This is a genomic window from Streptomyces chiangmaiensis (assembly GCF_036281785.1).
Classification (GTDB): domain Bacteria; phylum Actinomycetota; class Actinomycetes; order Streptomycetales; family Streptomycetaceae; genus Streptomyces; species Streptomyces chiangmaiensis.
In genome coordinates this window covers 1-14,801 of record NZ_JAYWVC010000020.1, presented here as the reverse complement: position 1 = coordinate 14,801, position 14,801 = coordinate 1, and the positions used below count along the sequence as shown (strand labels likewise).

Annotated in this window: 18 protein-coding genes and 1 pseudogene; 11 read left to right on the top strand and 8 right to left on the bottom strand. The window is 69.3% G+C overall.

The window, feature by feature from the left end:
• Positions 1-3 precede the first annotated feature (3 nt).
• On the top strand, positions 4-603 hold the full coding sequence (locus VXC91_RS09320; RefSeq protein ID WP_329506526.1) for a DedA family protein: 600 nt from the start codon (positions 4-6) through the stop codon (positions 601-603).
• On the opposite strand, the gene VXC91_RS09315 is transcribed toward VXC91_RS09320, so the two are convergent.
• The gene (locus tag VXC91_RS09315) at positions 575-823 is read right to left on the bottom strand and encodes a DUF2277 domain-containing protein (protein ID WP_329506524.1); all 249 of its coding nucleotides are present in this window, start codon (positions 821-823) and stop codon (positions 575-577) included. The two genes, VXC91_RS09320 and VXC91_RS09315, sit on opposite strands and share 29 nt — an antisense overlap.
• A 93-nt stretch (positions 824-916) precedes the next feature.
• On the opposite strand from VXC91_RS09315, the gene VXC91_RS09310 reads away from it, so the two are divergent.
• Both VXC91_RS09310 and VXC91_RS09305 read left to right on the top strand, forming a co-directional pair.
• Entirely contained in the window at positions 917-1,684 is a 768-nt protein-coding gene (locus tag VXC91_RS09310; protein ID WP_329506603.1) for an MBL fold metallo-hydrolase, read from the top strand.
• 129 nt (positions 1,685-1,813) lie between these two features.
• Positions 1,814-2,746, top strand: coding sequence for a ketopantoate reductase family protein (locus VXC91_RS09305; protein WP_329506522.1), 933 nt, complete (start codon positions 1,814-1,816; stop codon positions 2,744-2,746).
• Between the two features lie 50 nt (positions 2,747-2,796).
• Here VXC91_RS09305 and VXC91_RS09300 read toward each other — a convergent pair whose 3' ends face one another.
• From VXC91_RS09300 to VXC91_RS09290, 3 genes are all read right to left on the bottom strand, one after another.
• Entirely contained in the window at positions 2,797-3,690 is an 894-nt protein-coding gene (locus VXC91_RS09300) for a LysR family transcriptional regulator (protein ID WP_329506521.1), read from the bottom strand.
• Positions 3,691-3,742: 52 nt separating this feature from the next.
• Positions 3,743-4,330, bottom strand: a complete 588-nt coding sequence (locus VXC91_RS09295; protein ID WP_329506520.1) for a hydrolase — start codon at positions 4,328-4,330, stop codon at positions 3,743-3,745.
• 236 nt (positions 4,331-4,566) lie between these two features.
• Positions 4,567-5,016: a MarR family winged helix-turn-helix transcriptional regulator gene (locus VXC91_RS09290; RefSeq protein ID WP_329506601.1), complete on the bottom strand. Its 450-nt coding sequence runs from the start codon at positions 5,014-5,016 to the stop codon at positions 4,567-4,569.
• 219 nt (positions 5,017-5,235) lie between these two features.
• Between VXC91_RS09290 and VXC91_RS09285 the strand changes: the two genes are divergently transcribed.
• The 5 genes from VXC91_RS09285 to VXC91_RS09265 all read left to right on the top strand — a co-directional run bounded on the left by VXC91_RS09285 (position 5,236) and on the right by VXC91_RS09265 (position 9,005).
• Entirely contained in the window at positions 5,236-5,577 is a 342-nt protein-coding gene (locus VXC91_RS09285; RefSeq protein ID WP_329506519.1) for a hypothetical protein, read from the top strand.
• 457 nt (positions 5,578-6,034) lie between these two features.
• Entirely contained in the window at positions 6,035-7,372 is a 1,338-nt protein-coding gene (locus tag VXC91_RS09280; RefSeq protein WP_329506517.1) for a YncE family protein, read from the top strand.
• Between the two features lie 565 nt (positions 7,373-7,937).
• Entirely contained in the window at positions 7,938-8,411 is a 474-nt protein-coding gene (locus VXC91_RS09275) for a VOC family protein (protein WP_329506515.1), read from the top strand.
• A 131-nt stretch (positions 8,412-8,542) separates the two neighbouring features.
• The gene (locus VXC91_RS09270) at positions 8,543-8,761 is read left to right on the top strand and encodes a hypothetical protein (protein WP_329506513.1); all 219 of its coding nucleotides are present in this window, start codon (positions 8,543-8,545) and stop codon (positions 8,759-8,761) included.
• A gap of 1 nt (position 8,762) precedes the next feature.
• The gene (locus VXC91_RS09265) at positions 8,763-9,005 is read left to right on the top strand and encodes a helix-turn-helix domain-containing protein (protein ID WP_329506512.1); all 243 of its coding nucleotides are present in this window, start codon (positions 8,763-8,765) and stop codon (positions 9,003-9,005) included.
• Positions 9,006-9,448: 443 nt separating this feature from the next.
• Here VXC91_RS09265 and VXC91_RS09260 read toward each other — a convergent pair whose 3' ends face one another.
• Complete coding sequence (locus VXC91_RS09260; RefSeq protein ID WP_329506510.1) at positions 9,449-9,949, bottom strand: hypothetical protein; 501 nt, start codon at positions 9,947-9,949, stop codon at positions 9,449-9,451.
• 408 nt (positions 9,950-10,357) lie between these two features.
• Between VXC91_RS09260 and VXC91_RS09255 the strand changes: the two are divergent.
• Positions 10,358-10,528, top strand: a pseudogene (locus tag VXC91_RS09255) (site-specific integrase); the annotation flags it as partial.
• Between the two features lie 188 nt (positions 10,529-10,716).
• Here VXC91_RS09255 and VXC91_RS09250 read toward each other — a convergent pair.
• Together VXC91_RS09250 and VXC91_RS09245 are read right to left on the bottom strand one after the other, a co-directional pair.
• Positions 10,717-11,805 carry an MBL fold metallo-hydrolase gene (locus VXC91_RS09250; RefSeq protein WP_329506508.1) on the bottom strand — a complete coding sequence of 363 codons (1,089 nt, stop codon included), beginning with the start codon at positions 11,803-11,805 and terminating at the stop codon, positions 10,717-10,719.
• A gap of 22 nt (positions 11,806-11,827) precedes the next feature.
• Positions 11,828-12,259 (bottom strand): Kelch repeat-containing protein, encoded by a 432-nt coding sequence (locus VXC91_RS09245; protein WP_329506507.1) that lies wholly within the window; start codon positions 12,257-12,259, stop codon positions 11,828-11,830.
• 195 nt (positions 12,260-12,454) lie between these two features.
• On the opposite strand from VXC91_RS09245, the gene VXC91_RS09240 reads away from it, so the two are divergent.
• Both VXC91_RS09240 and VXC91_RS09235 read left to right on the top strand, forming a co-directional pair.
• Entirely contained in the window at positions 12,455-13,198 is a 744-nt protein-coding gene (locus VXC91_RS09240) for a PIG-L deacetylase family protein (protein ID WP_329506506.1), read from the top strand.
• 233 nt (positions 13,199-13,431) lie between these two features.
• On the top strand, positions 13,432-13,719 hold the full coding sequence (locus VXC91_RS09235) for a hypothetical protein (protein ID WP_329506504.1): 288 nt from the start codon (positions 13,432-13,434) through the stop codon (positions 13,717-13,719).
• 209 nt (positions 13,720-13,928) lie between these two features.
• Here the strand turns inward: VXC91_RS09235 and VXC91_RS09230 are convergent.
• Positions 13,929-14,801: ATP-binding SpoIIE family protein phosphatase (locus tag VXC91_RS09230; RefSeq protein ID WP_329506503.1), on the bottom strand; the 873-nt coding region annotated here is incomplete at its 5' end.

The window sequence follows — 14,801 nt, the reverse complement described above, 5'->3', positions numbered from 1 at the left end:
CCGGTGTTGGAGAGTGTGGGGTCGCTGGCCGACAGCCCCTGGATCTACCCCGCGGTGGCCGCGTCGGTCCTGCTGGACGTCTTCCTGCCCCTCCTGCCGAGCGGCGTCCTGGTCATCGCGGCGGCGACCGCCGCGGCGGCCGGGTCGGCCGTGGGGCACACGCCGGACATCCTCGCGCTTCTCCTGTGCGCGGCGACGGCCTCGGTCCTGGGCGACCTCGTGGCATACCGCCTGGCCTGGCACGGCGGCGCCCGCCTGGACCGCGCGATCGCCCGCTCGCGCCGGCTGACCCACGCCCAGCAACGTCTCGGAACGGCGCTCGCCCGGGGCGGCGGCGCACTGGTGATCCTCGCCCGGTTCGCGCCCGCGGGCCGCTCGGTCGTCTCCCTCGGAGCGGGCGCCACCCATCGCCGCGCCCGCGACTTCGTGCCCTGGTCGGCGCTCGCCGGTATCGCCTGGGCCGCCTACAGCGTGGCCCTCGGCTACTTCGGCGGCCAGTGGCTGGGCGCGACCTGGCTGGCAACGGCCGTCTCGGTGGGGGCCCTGTTCGCGGCGGGCGCGGGCGCGACCTGTCTCATGCGCCGCCCGGCACCGCGGAAGTAGCCTCCCGGGACCGGCCCCGCACCTCCAGACCGTCGAGCAGTTCCGCGGTGGCCGCGGCGATCACGTCCACCGCGTGGTCGAAGACCTCGCGGTTGTGGGCGGCCGGGGCGCGGAAGCCGGAGACCTTGCGCACGAACTGGAGCGCTGCGGCGCGGATCTCCTCCTCCGTGGCGTCCTCGGGGATGGCGGGCGGTCGGAGCGTCTTGATACTGCGGCACATGGGTCCAGTGTGGCCCCATCGGCCCGCACGGTCCCGCTCTCGCGGGAACCCGGGGGGAATACCCGTGCACCGCGCCGGATTGTGCACGGTGTGATCACTGTCGACATTCTCTATGTGGGCGGCCCCACCGCCGTCATCGAACTGGACGGTGTACGCCTGCTCACCGATCCCACCTTCGACGCACCGGGCGCATACCCCATCGGCTCGCGCAGCCTGGTCAAGACGGCCGGTCCCGCCCTCCCGGAGACGGAGATCGGCCCGGTCGACGGCGTCCTCCTCTCGCACGACCAGCACCCGGACAACCTGGACGCGGCGGGCCGCCGCTACCTGGCCGAGGCTCCGCTGGCCCTGTCCACCGCGTCGGCACACGACCGCGTCGGCCCACCCGTGCAGGCCCTGCCCTCCTGGGGGCATACGGAGCTCGCACGCCCCGGTGGCGGGGTGCTGCGTGTGACGGCCGTGCCCGCGCTGCACGGGCCCGAGGGCAGCGAGCCGGTCGTCGGCGAGGTCACCGGCTTCGTCCTGTCCGGCGAGGGCCTGCCCACGGTGTACGTCAGCGGGGACAACGCCTCCCTCGACGTGGTCCGCGGGATCGCCGATCGCCTCGGCCCGTTCGACGTGGCCGTGCTGTTCGCCGGCGCCGCCCGTACCCCGCTCGTCCCGGACGCCCCGCTGACGCTGACCAGTGAGGCGGCCGCCGAGGCGACCCGCATCCTCGGCGCCCGGCATGTGGTTCCGCTGCACTTCGAACACTGGGCCCACTTCACCGAGGGCGCCGCCACGCTCACGAAGGCGTTCGCGGACGCCGGCCTGGCGGACCGTCTGCACCTGCTGGAACCGGGGTCCTCGGTACGACTGTGACCGGATCCCCAAGCAGATTCTTGGGGATCGGCAAGTTTCCCCGAGGATTGACTGGACTCCAGGCCCCTTGTGATCCTCGCCGAGGGGTCCCCGGCCACGGGGGCACATGGCGAGGAGCGGGGACGGAACATGGCGAACGACGACCTCAGGGTGGCGGTCCTGGGCCCCGGCGGTGTCGGCGGGCTGCTGGCCGCGCTGCTGGCTCGCACCGGGCTCCGGGTGACCTGCCTCGCGGGCGACGGGACCGCGCGGGCGCTGCGCGAGAACGGCATTCGCGTCCGCAGCGGCCACTACGGCCCCTTCACCGCACGGGTGGAGGCGGACACGGAGCTGCGCGAGCCTGCCGACATCGTGATCGTCGCGGTGAAGCACACCGCGCTCGACGCCGCGTTGGAGCGCGTACCGGCGAAGAAGCTGGACGAGGACGCCCTGGTCGTACCGCTGTTGAACGGCGTGGAACACCCGGCGGTACTGCGCGAGCGCTACGGGGTCGGGCGGCTGGCCCCCGCCGTCATCCGTGTCGAGTCGACCCGTGTCGCGCCCGGGGTGATCGAGCACGACAGTCCGTTCGTGGAGGTCGATCTGACCGGGGAGACAGTGGCGCGAGACCGTCTCGACCGGCTGGCCGGGGCCCTGGAGTGGGCGGGGGTGCGAGTCCGCGTCCTGGACGGGGAGGCGGCGGCCCTGTGGGCAAAGATGGCCTTCCTCGCACCGTTCGCGCTGCTGACGACGCGCTACGGGGTACCGCTGGGCGGCGTCCGCACCCGGTACCGCGAGGAGTTGGTCGCGCTGGTGGAGGAGACGGCGGCGGTCGCCCGGGCGAGCGGTGCGGCCGCGGACCCGACGGCGGCCCTGGCCCGGTACGACGCGCTTCCGGCGGAGATGAAGTCGTCGATGCAGCGCGACGCAGAGGCGGACCGGCCACTCGAACTGGACGCGATCGGCGGCGCTTTGCTGCGTGCGGCCGAGCGGCACGAGGTGGCGGTGCCGGTGGCGACACGGCTGGTTCGGGAGCTGGGCTGGTCCTTCCTGGACTCCTGGGGACCGGGGCGCACCGTGTGATGTCCGGGGCCGCAGTGCCGGGTCGGGCTCCTGAAGGCCCGGGAGCCCGGTCAGCTCCCGGTGTTGTGCCGGGTGACCGTGTCCGCGAAGGCGTGGGCGGACGGGGAAAGGGTGTCCCAGCGCCGCACCGCCCAGCCGACGGTGAGCGGCGGCAGTTCGGGCACCGGGACCAACCGCAGCCCCGGCCGCTCGTCGGCACGCCAGCCGGGCAGATCGGGCACGACCGCATGGCCGACGCCGAGTTCGGCGAGCAGGATGGCCGTGTCCCAGTCGGCGACGCTGGTGTCGGAGGCGGCCGCCGGTATCCCCAACTCCGCGCAGGAGGCCTCGAGCTGGGCACGCGAGGTCGACCCCTCGGGCAGCCCGATCAGCCGCAGCCCCGCCAGGTCGACGGCCTCGACCCGCTCCCGCCCGGCGAGTTCGTCGTCCACAGGTACCGCGAGCACCCAGGGAAGGCGGACGACGGGGCGTTGTTCGATTCCCCGCAAGGGCGCCCCGAGCGTCACCCAGGCAAGATCGAGCCCGGGCTCCCGGAGCGCGTCGAAGCACCCCCGGCTCGAGCTCTCGGTCCGGAACTCCAGACTGACCCGGGGATGGAGCCGCCGGAACTCGGCCACCGCCGCCGCCATGAAGTGCCGCACGGTGACACTGCCGGTGGCGATCCGTACGACGCCGCCGTCGCCTCGCGCGATCTCCGCAAGCCTGCGCAGCGCCAGGTCGAGCCCGGACATTCCTTCCTCGGCGGCCTGGCGAAGCACGCGCCCGGCCCGGGTGGGGAGCACTCCGCGCGACTGCCGCTCCACGAGGCCGACCCCCACCTCACGCTCCAGCCGCCGTACATGCTGGCTGACGGCCGACTGGGTGCATCCCAGCTCCCGGGCCGCGGCACTGAGGCTTCCGGCCCGGCAGACGGCGACGAAGACACGCAGATCATCGAGGGTCACGGGGATCAAGGTAGCTGCCTTGTGGGGCCCGTCGCCGGGCGGCGGGGGCGGGTCAGACCGCGTGGGTCTTGGCCAGCAGCTCCAGGATCTCGGCCGTCGTACCCGTCTCGCCGAGGCGCGGGAAGATCCGCTCGACACTGCCCCGGTGGGCCTCGATGTCGGCGTCGGACATCGCGTCGGTGGCGAGCGTGACGTGGTAGCCGTGCTCGTAGGCGGCACGTGCGGTGGACTCGACGCCGATGCTGGTGGCGATGCCGGTCAGCACGATCTGGGTGACCCCGAGGCGGCGCAGCTGGACGTCGAGGCCAGTGCCGTGGAAGGCGCCCCAGTTGCGCTTGGTGACGTGGGTGTCGCCCGGGTGCCCGGAGAGTTCGTCGACGATGACGTCCCAGCCCTCGGGGTGGGAACGGGCGCCACGCTGCTGCTCGGTGCGGCCGGGAACCGCGTCGGCACCGTCGGCGGCGAAGGAGACGCGGACCAGGACGACCGGGAGGTTCCGGGCCCGGAAGGCGTCGGCGAGTTCGGCGGTGCGGGCCACCACCTCGGCACCGCTGTGGGGCTGGACGGGCATGGCCGCGATGCCGTTCTGGAGGTCGATCACGACCAGGGCGGTACGCGGGTCGAGGGCGGTGAGAGCCATGGCTCAGGCCTTTCCGGAGGTGGGGTGAGGGCGGAGAGGGAACGATCCGGCAGGGCGACCGGTACGAGCAGGTGCGGATCCCGCCGTCATGAACAGGGCCGGATCGTGCAGCCCTGCCGTGTCGGCGCCGTGGGCGAAGAACGCCGCGTCGGCGGCGGGGAGCCGAGGTACATGAAAGTGCGTCGCAACCCTGCGGCGGAGGCGATGCGTTCCGGCCGCGGGGACGAGCTTCGCCATCACGTCCGGGTGAGCCGTTCCATCAAAGAGAGCGCCGCGACGATCGTCTGGCGCTCCTCTTCCGTGTAGCGGTCCTCCAAGGCGCGGGCGAGCCACTCCTGACGGGCCTGCCGGTCGCCCTCGACGCGCTCGCGGCCCGCATCGGTGAGGGTGACGAGCTGGCGGCGGCCGTCGTCGGGGTCGGGGCTGCGCCGGATCAGGCCGTGCTGTTCGAGGACGCCGAGCGTGGCGGCCATCGACTGCGGACGGACACCCTCGGCGGACGCCAGGGTGCTGGCGGTGGCGGCACCGCCCTTGCCGACCAGGGTGAGCGCGGACACCTGGGAGGGTGTGAGGCCCTCGTCCCCGGCGACCTCCCGGATGCGCCGTCGCAGGCGGCTGAACACGACCCGCAGGTCACGCGCCGCGCGGGCGGCGGACTCGGAGACGCCCTCGGTGTTCTGCTCCACAGCCCTCACGCTAATTCCTTCAGGTACACCTGTCCAGTTGCACCTGAACAGCCTGCCCTGAAGAAATACGGGAAGGAGGGGCCGAAAAACCAGCCGAAAACGGCCTGAAAGGGGGGCCAGTAAGGAAGCAATCGCAGGCCGGCGCCCTTGGCCCAATCGTTCGAGTGAACCGCACAAAGCGGCTCGCGCCCCAAAATCGAACAGGCGTAGCATTGCGGCGTGGCTGCGACCTATGACTTTCCGAGTGACCTCCTCGCCGGTCAGGAGGAGCTGCATCAGGTCCGGGCGGAGCTCCTGGCCCTGCTGAAGCGGCTTCCCTGGTCGGTGGAACCGCTGGACGGATTCAGCGACGACACCGGCTGGCGCAAGGTGGAGCGCCCCGCCTCCCCGGGCTGGACGGAGGACGAACAGGCCGAGGTGGAGAAGCTCCGGCAGCGCGAGCGGGAGCTCGCGGTCTTCGTCTCCTGCCACCGCTTCTGGGCGGACGTGACCACCGAGGACACGGTGGACGCGCGGATGCGCCTGAAGCACGCGCACGAGCAGCCGTCACGGGAGGCCTGACGAGCCGACACCGAAGACCCCGGCCGCGAGCGGCCGGGGTCTTCGCATGCGGTCGGGCGGCCGAAGCCGCGCACGACGGCTGCCCGACACGAGGAAGGCCCCGCCCGACTCCCTGCGGAACCGCCGACGCGTGGGGTGCTCGGGCGCTCGACCTCATTCGAACCGGCCCAGGAACCCCACGACCTCGGTCCCGCGCAACTGCGGTCAGCTGTCGGCCGAGGTTGTCGTCATGCCCGCGCACGGCCACTCCATCACCTTCGGTTCGGGCCGCCGCACGCACCATCGCGCCGCTTTCGTCTCATGGCCCCCCCGGCGGCGGGAGCAGTGTGTGCGGATCCGAGCCGCCGGGTGCGGCGTGAGGTGTCGGTGACCTCCGAGTGACACATGCTCACCACTGTGCGCTATTCGAACGGGAGGTCGAAAACGACCGCCCCAACTCCGAGGAGGTTTTGTTCACTTGCGCATCCAGAAACGCACCGCCGTCGCGGTGGCAGTGGCACTGATCGGCTCGCTGACCCTGATCGGGGCGGGGACGGTGACAGCCACGGCCGAGGAGACGAGCGTGGCGCTCCCCAGCGCCTCGTTCCGGGACATCGTTGTCGACGGAGTGCACGACCGGGTGTTCGTCAGCGACCCGACCGGCGGCAGCATCGTCGTCACCGACTACGCGGGCACTGTTGTCCAGCAGATCACCGCCGAGGAGGGGGCCGCGGGCCTCGCGCTCTCGGCGGATTCCAGCACACTGTACGTGGCCCTTTCGACGGCCGGCGCGATCGCCGAGATCGACACCGCCACCCTCACCGAGACCCATCGCTACCCGACCGGCTCGGACACCTCGCCGCAGAACCTGGCGATGGCGGGCGGCAAGCTGTGGTTCGGCTACACGGTCGGCAGCAGCGGCGGCATCGGCTCGCTCGACGTGGCCTCTGCGGACCCCGCGGCGACGCTCGTCCCGAGCGGCCGGTACTGGTACTACGCCCCGGCCCTGGCATCGTCCCCCGCCGACCCGGACGTCCTGGTGGCGGGCGAGGAGGGCGTCAGCCCGGCCACCCTGGCCGTCTACGACACAGCGACCGGGGGCCTGCAGAAGCGCGCCGAGCGTCTCTTCACCTCGTCGCCGTCGATCTCGTTCCTCAACGACTTCGCGGTGACGGCGGACGGCCAGAACATCGTCGTGGCGGCGAACAACCCATACGACCACCAGATCGTCCGCCTGTCGGACCTTTCGTCGAACGGCTCCTACTCGAGCTGGCAGTTCCCGAACGCGGTGGCCGTGGCGACCGACGGAACGGTGGCGACGGGCGCGGTCGGCGACTTCGTGAAGACCTACCGCCCGGGCTCCACCTGGCCGTCGCTCCACGAGTACGGCGTGAACGACCTCCAGCGCGACGGCCTCGCCTGGGCCCCGGACGAGAACCGCCTCTTCGCGATCACGGGCTTTTCCTACGGCAGCGCCCCCACACTCCACGTCCTCCCGGACGCCGGCAAGCTGGACACCACCCTCGACGTCCAGGCGCCCGCGACCTCCCGCAAGGGCAAGGACCTGACCGTCACCGGCCGGCTGTCGGCGGCGGAGCCCTTCCCGGCGGGCACGACGGTGGAGGTGACCCGCACGGACGCGGAACACCCGGCCGGCACTCCGGTCGGCACCTTCCCCGTCTCCACGGCGACGGGCGAGTTCACCTTCACGGAACGCCCGCGCGGGACGGGTGACATCACCTACACCGCCACGTACAAGGGCGACGGCCTGCACACGGCCGCAACGAGCCAGACGACGGTGACGATCACCAAGTAGCCACCCTGAACACCCCGTCGAAGGCCCCGGACCAGCCAGGTACGGGGTCTTCGGCGTCGGTGGGGCGCCCCTTGCGCGCCGGTGGCGCTGCGCACCACCGACACCGGGCACGCATGGCTCATCCAGCCGGGCGACGCGCCGCGGGCCCTGCCGGTGGACTCGGGCCCCGCAGCAGCCACGGTGGAAGCCGCTGCAGCACCGCGCCGTGCGATCGGGAGGAGGCCAAGACCGTTCACCGACGCTTCTCCGAGGGGCTGCGGCCCGGGTATGGGCAAAGCTCCACCGCCTCACACCCGGCCGAGCACGGAAAGACGGCGCGCCGTTCCTTCAGAATGCGCACCAGTCACGCCCGAGGCACACTGACAAGGCGCGCATCGGCTGCCTCTCCAAGCCTGCTTACCACTGGTAATGCCTCATTTTGTGTCGTCCTGCGGCTTCATCGGCTGCGGCAATTCGACGGGGACGTGATCGCTATAGCCATCGTTGCGACAAACGAGTCCCGGGCCTCCACCTGCTCGACTGATATCGCATTCTCTCGGAATCCGATTCCACGAAGGTGAACAAGATGGATCTGAAGCTCGAAGCCATTGTGCTGCCCGTCTCCGACGTCGATCGGGCCAAGAACTTCTACGAGGCGGCGGGATTCCGCTTGGACGTCGACAACACGTTCAGTGACGACTACCGGTTGGTGCACTTCACACCGCCCGGCTCCGCGTGCTCGATCCTCTTCGGCAAGGGAATGATCTCCGTCGCCCCCGGCTCGGTCCAGGGCCTGTACCTCATCGTCTCGGATGTCGAAGAGGCGCGCGCGGAGCTCGTCGGCCGCGGCATCAAGGTAAGCGAGGTGTTCCACGACGCCGGAGGACTTCTCCACCACGGCCACACGGCCGGAGACGCCGTCCACCGCGGCGCCGGCCAGGAGCGGATCGCCGGCCCGCACCCCGACCGCACCTCCTACGCCTCCTACGCCACCTTCAGCGACCCGGACGGCAACGGCTGGCTGCTTCAGGAGATCACGCAACGCCAGCCCGGCCGCTGACCGTACGCCAGGCGGCCGGTACAGCTGGAGGACGGGGTCCCCGCCACCGGATCCTGCAGTCGATCGCGGCCGGGCGGCCCTTCGAATCCGGCAACCCCAGACGGATCGCCGGCCTGGCCGGAGCAATCTGGGTGGCCGGAGTGGTCCCCGGGGTGCTGACCTCGGCAGCCGCGAGCCTCGTCCTGCACCGCGTGGGTCTGGCCGGGGCGCACAGCCCGGTCATGGCCCCACCGGTGAATCTCATCGGCTCGATGGTCCGGAATCTGCTGCTGCCACTCCTGGTGCTGGCGTTCGCGGAAGCCTTCCGCCGCGGCGGCGAACTGGCCCGGGACGTCGAGGGGCTCGTCTGACATGGCACCCGATCCCGCAGAAGAACCGCACCGCGTGGTCTGCCACCTCGACGCGCTGCTCGCCGAACGCGAGATGACCCTGACCGACCTCGCCGCTCGCGTGGGCGTGACGGTCGTGAACCTCTCGATCCTCAAGAACAACCGGGCCAGGGCCATCCGCTTCTCCACTCTCACCCGGATCTGCGAAGCCCTCGACTGCCTGCCCGGCGACCTGTTCACCGTCACCCCCGCGCCGGACCGGTGACACTCGGGCCGCGCACGACCCCGGCAGGCGAAAACGCTCTGTACTGCGCGTGGCGGTTGTGACCGGGGCCGGGGGTCGAACCGACCTTCCCTTTTCAGGCGAGTTGATTGCGCGGCCAGGATCATGATCTGGCCCGACAACGCAAGACGCCGACACCCCCGCACTGATCAGCGTAAGCCCTGACATAGCCAACTCGTTGGCCAGGCCGAGCGGTTGGCGAGGCTGTGGCAGGTTGGACGGACAAGGAGTAGCGGTGGCAACGAGGAGATTTCCACCGTCCTGCAGGGGGTCGCCTCGCTCGTGGCTCTTCCGGTCGCCACGACCCTGCCGTACAACCGGCCCGACGCCACAACCCTCGTCGCCGCAGACCTGGTCGCACATTTGGCTAGTCATCCGGTCGATGATCGACGTGGGAACCGGCGGTTTTCAGGGCCTGCCAGTCCTCAGCAGTACTTGGCGATCGCGGCAGCCGCGCCCGCGTTGAAGCCCTTCTCGTAGTTGGGGTCCACCGCGGTCACACCTTGCGGCGCCTGCGCCTTGCAGGTTGCCTTGGCGGCGTTGAAGCCGTCCAGGAAGCCCTTCTTGTACTGGTCTTGAGATTCCTTCTGCTCGGCCTGCTGGATCGTGCCGCATATGACCTTTGCTCCGCCCTCCTCCTGCAGGCTTACGACCCCGACCTTCCCAGTTATGCCAACAGCGATCGTTCCCGTAGCCCCGATCGTGAAGGAGCCGGAACTGATTCCGCCAATCAGGACTCTCACGGTCGACCCTGGTGTGAACCCCTGTCCGGCGATATTGGCCATATCGCTGGTGCGTTTTGTCACGCTACATGTGGCCGTAGGCACGACCGCCTGGGCGGAGCCGGCCGTGAAGGGCACCGAGCCGAGTGCCAGAGAGGACACCATCAGAGGTGCCAACGCGCCGAGGCGAATACGTCCGTTCACTGTTCTGCCTTTCCTTCGGGGCATACGGAACCGAATGCAGGCCCGGAGGGTTCGAAACACGCGGGACGGGGCGAATGAAGATGAACATGCGCGTCTGAGTGCGCTTTCACCGCCCGGAGCCTTGAGGCCGGGAGAGCCATGGGCCCCTCCTGCGCACAGCCCGTATCCGATGACGGCCACCGCCCCACCAGAGGGTGGCCTAGCGTTCTCGTCCATGATCTCGCTGCCGTACCTCCTTGTCGACTCGGGGCGCCGAGGGAGATGGCCGCCGTATACGTCATGGTCTGTCTCGTTTGAACGTGTCAGGGATGCGCGCATCCTCCCCGCCACTCAAGCCAATTCGGATCATCGAGAAGATCCCAAGCGTCCGGGAGTCCGGCGCGACGCAGGAACTCGATCAGGTCGTTGCATGACTGCGCTTCCCTGCTCTTCGCCGCGGGAGTGGCACCCCGGACCGTGATGGAGATCCTGGGGCGCTCGCAGATCGCCGTGACCATGAACGTCTACACCCACGTCGGTGACGACAGCCGCAGGGAAGCCATGGGCCACATGGACCGCCTGCTCAAGCGCCGCCGGTGACTGCCGTCAACGACAGCCGTCAGAGGCCCACGCGATCATGCATTGCGGGGGCCTTTGTCCTGGTGGGCGCGGACGGTTTCGAACCGCCGACATCCAGGAACGGAGGCGAAGGACGGCAGATCGGCTGCGTGGATCCTGGGTCTGCCCAGCCCAGCTCGATACGGTTCGTCGATTACCACCACCGGGCTTTACGGCCGGATGCCGAAGGGGCCGAGCTCGCCGAAGTCGATGCGCAGTGAATTGAGCATGGCGCCGGCGTTGTCGATGGTGAGGACGTCTGCGGCAGCGAGGACGCCTTCGTACTTGGCGGCGACGGGTGCGGCGGCTGCCGCCGCGACGGCGTCGAGGTAAGCCTTGAAGATGGCCCAGGAGTTACCGGACGGCCCGTACTTGTCGTAGTAGGGGGTGGGGTCGACCGAGGCGGAGGCAGCGCGGGTGCTGGCCATGAGGTCGGCGACATACTGCTTTTGGATGGTGCCGTCGGCACGGACGCCGAGGCGGCCGAGGTGGCCGCCGATGTAGGTCTGCCAGGGGTAGCTCAAGGCGATGTCGTGGGCCTTGATCCAGTCGGGGATGTCCTGGGACTGGGCGAGGTTCCTGAAGGGCACCCATCCGGGATAGAACACGTCGACCACCATGAGCGTGGCGTAGTCGGGCGCGTGGATGAAGATGTTGTCCGGTGAGTGGTTCGGGCCGTGGTAGGCGAGTTTGAGGCGCTCGCCGCCGACTTCAAGGACGTAGTGGTCGTCGAAGGTCACCGTGGGGGCCGGACGGTTGGGGTCGGCGTTCCTGCGCAGCAGACGGCGGTTCTCGGTGTGGCCGATGCGCACCACGTCCTTGCCGAATAGGGAAGCAGCTCCGATGTGGTCGGTGTGAGAGTGGGAGTACACCAGGTGCGTGACCTTGGAAGGCCTGCCGTTGGCGCGGGTCACTTCCTCGATGGCCCGCAGCAGATTGTGCCCGATGGTGGGCGGGGCATCGACGAGCACGACCCCTTCCCGCGTGGTGAGGAACATGGCCTGGTAGCCGGAGTCGGTGACCCAGTACAGGTTGCCCTTGATCTGTCCGACGAAGTAGCCGTCGGCGTTGAGCGCGGGCCCGACCGATGCGGAGGGGATCGGTGCATAGTCGGGAAGGCTGGGCGAATCGGCCGCCGCAGCGGTGCCCGACAGGCCGCCGAGCAGCGAGGCGGCGGTGGGAACTGCCGCGGCGACCGACGCGCGTCTCAGGAACGTGCGACGGTTGGTTCCACTCGTCTCTGCGGACTCAGTAGTCATGTTTTGTCCTTGTCAGCATGAGTCATGGGCCCACTGCCGGCTTGTGCTGCGGGCGGCAATCGCTGTCTTCGTACTGACCGACGAGACCAGCGTGATGTGACAACTGCGCTCTTACCGACGTCAGTGATCGATGTAGTCGAGACAGGTCCATCGTGTTGACCTGTGCTTCCTCAACTCTGCTTCCCTGATGGGCACCTGCGCCGGTACCCAAAGCACCATTCGGGTTGTACAGCTCCGATGACGTCAGGCCGCCAGTGTCGTTGTGGCCGCTGGCGACGAGGACCTTGCCGTTGTCGAGCAGCGTGGCCGTCGTGGTTTCGCGGGCTTCGTGCATGGACTCGGTGGTGTGCGAGGTGCCTGTGCGAGGGTTGTACAGCTCCGCCGATGCCAGGAAGCCGGTGTCGCCGGAGCCGCCCTCGGTCGCGACCTGGCAGTTGTCGAGCAGGGTGGCCACCGCGTCCGAGCAGCCCTCGTGCCTGGGCCCGGTGGGGTGTCCGGGCGGTCGTCGCAGGGCAGGCCGGGCGGGAGATACGTCACACGAGAACCCTCGGTCTGGTCTATCTGTCGAGCCCGCTCGCAGTTCCGGCGGCCCTCAGCCCCGCCGGCCGTTCTCGCACCACCACGGGAACAATCCATGAAAGCAGGTATTGTGACCGATTCGAATCTCCCGCCCCTGCAGCCGATGCCGGCCGACTGGCAGCGTGCCCTTGCCGTGGTGGCCCACCCTGATGATCTGGAGTATGGGTGCTCGGCTGCTGTCGCATCCTGGATCCAGGACGGCCGTGAGATCGCCTATGTCCTCGCCACACGCGGCGAAGCGGGCATCGACACGCTGGCGCCGGCTGAATCTGGACCGCTGCGGGAGAAAGAGCAGCGTGCCAGTGCCGCCGTCGTCGGTGTCCGCGTGGTGGAGTTCCTCGACCACCGGGATGGCACGATCGAGTACGGCATCTCGCTGCGTCGCGACATCGCCGCAGCCATCCGCCGCCACCGGCCCGAGTTGGTGATCACCCTGAACCACCATGCGACCTGGGGGTCGGGTACCTGGAACACCCCGGATCACGTGGCGGTGGGGCGCGCCGTCCTCGACGCGGCAGCGGACGCCGGCAACCGCTGGATCTTCCCGGAACTGGCTGAGCAGGAGCTTGCGCCGTGGAATGGCGTCCGGTGGGTCGCCGTCGCCAACTCCCCGAACCCCACCCACGCAGTGCCTGCGGACCGGGGTCTCGAGCAGGCAGTGCTGTCGCTGCTCGAGCATCGCGCATACATCGAGACATTGACCGACGAGGATCCCGAGACATACGTACGCCGCTTCCTGACGGACAGCACCAGCGCGCACAGTGCCCGGTTCGGCGGGAAGCCGGCCGTCGTCTTCGAATTGTTCAGCCGATAAACGGGCGAAGGGCTCCTGCCGCACCTCCGCATCGGCGCAGGGCGTCACTGGAGCATGGTCGTCAGCAGACCGGGGAAATCAGGTGAAGCCGTCGGTCGGCGAACGCCGAAGCGGTCTGTGCATTCCCCGTCAGCGCATCGTTGTATCGTCGCGCATGTCCCGTCGCGGCCATCCCGATCCGTTCTGGTCCGGCGACGTTGATGTCATCCGGTGATGTCGGGTTGGATGATCGGGTGAAGCAAATCGACTCGGCTGAAGTTCCGGCAGCGACCCCGGCCCTGAAACTCGCTGGGGGCTGCCTGGCTGGGGTCCTAGTCCTGCTTGCTGGGCTGCTGATTGCGCTCAGCTTTGGAAGCACCGTCGAGATCGAGTCACCGGACCAGTTTGCAGGGCTGAGGGACAACGACAGCAGCGTTGCGCTGGTCGTCCTGATCCTGGGTGTTGTCGCGCTGCCCGCAACTCGGATCCAGCGCCGACAAGCCGTCGCAGGCCTCATCAATCAGTACCACCGAGCAAGTTGATCACTCGACAAAGCCGCAGCTCACGGGCTGTGAAGGCATTCTGAAGCGGTACGGGAAGTCGGTTTCACGGCACCAGCCCAGGGGTGGTGGACGTCGTGTAAGAGTGGCGCCATCGGGCTCGCCGCCTGGCGGTCGTTGCGGAGGATCTCCGCGGCGGCATCGGTGTGCCGACGTGGGGACCGAGGGGGAAGCCCTCATCGATCCCCGCTTTACAGTGTGGACGGCAGGTCTTGCTCGACCCAGACGAGCTTGCCGCCCGTTGCGGAGCGGAAGCCCCACCTGCTGGACAACTGGGCAATCAGGAACAGTCCCCGGCCGTTTTCGTCGACGATGCGGGCGTGGCGCAGGCGCGGGTAACACTTTCCGCTGTCAAAGACTTCGCAGGTCAGGACTTGGTGCTGGATGAGCCGTAGCCGGATCGGGCCGGCGCCGTGGTGGATAGCGTTGGTGACCAGTTCGCTGATGATCAGCTCCGTGGTGGGCACGAGATGCTCCAGTCCCCATTCGCTGAGTTGATGGGCGGCCAGGTGCCGGGCGGTGCTGACGACGGCCGGCTCGGTTGGCAGGTCCCAGGAGGCAATGTGGGCCGCGTTGAGTGTGTGGATCCGGACAAGGAGCAAGGTGACGTCGTCGGATGGTGCCTGAGTCGGCACGGTTTCCATCACTGAGGAGCACAAGTCTTCCAAGGACCGTTCGGGTTGTGCCAGGGCGGTGCCGAGGCGGTGCATCCCGATGTCGATGTCGTCGTCACGGGATTCGACCAGGCCGTCGGTGTAGAACGCGAGCAGGCTGCCTTCGGGCAGTTCCACTTCCACGGCGTCGAAGGGGACCAGCCTGAGGCCGAGGCCGAGTGGGGCTCCGGTGGGCAGGTCGGGGAAGGTGACCCGGCCCTGCGGGTCGATGATCGCGGGCGGGGGGTGCCCGGCCCGTGCCATGGTGCACCGGCGGGTGATCGGGTCGTAGACGGCGTACAGACAGGTGGCGCCGACGACCGTGGGGGTCTGGTCCGCGGCGTCGGCGTCTTGCTCGGCCAGTCGCTGGAAGGTGTCATCGAGGTGGGCCAGCAGTTCGTCGGGAGGCAG

Coding starts and splice junctions, on each gene's coding strand:
- VXC91_RS09305 (WP_329506522.1), top strand. CDS start 1,814: ATGGCGAACGACGACCTCAGGGTGGCGGTCCTGGGCCCCGGCGGTGTC.
- VXC91_RS09275 (WP_329506515.1), top strand. CDS start 7,938: ATGGATCTGAAGCTCGAAGCCATTGTGCTGCCCGTCTCCGACGTCGAT.
- VXC91_RS09295 (WP_329506520.1), bottom strand. CDS start 4,330: ATGGCTCTCACCGCCCTCGACCCGCGTACCGCCCTGGTCGTGATCGAC.
- VXC91_RS09315 (WP_329506524.1), bottom strand. CDS start 823: ATGTGCCGCAGTATCAAGACGCTCCGACCGCCCGCCATCCCCGAGGAC.
- VXC91_RS09250 (WP_329506508.1), bottom strand. CDS start 11,805: ATGACTACTGAGTCCGCAGAGACGAGTGGAACCAACCGTCGCACGTTC.
- VXC91_RS09265 (WP_329506512.1), top strand. CDS start 8,763: ATGGCACCCGATCCCGCAGAAGAACCGCACCGCGTGGTCTGCCACCTC.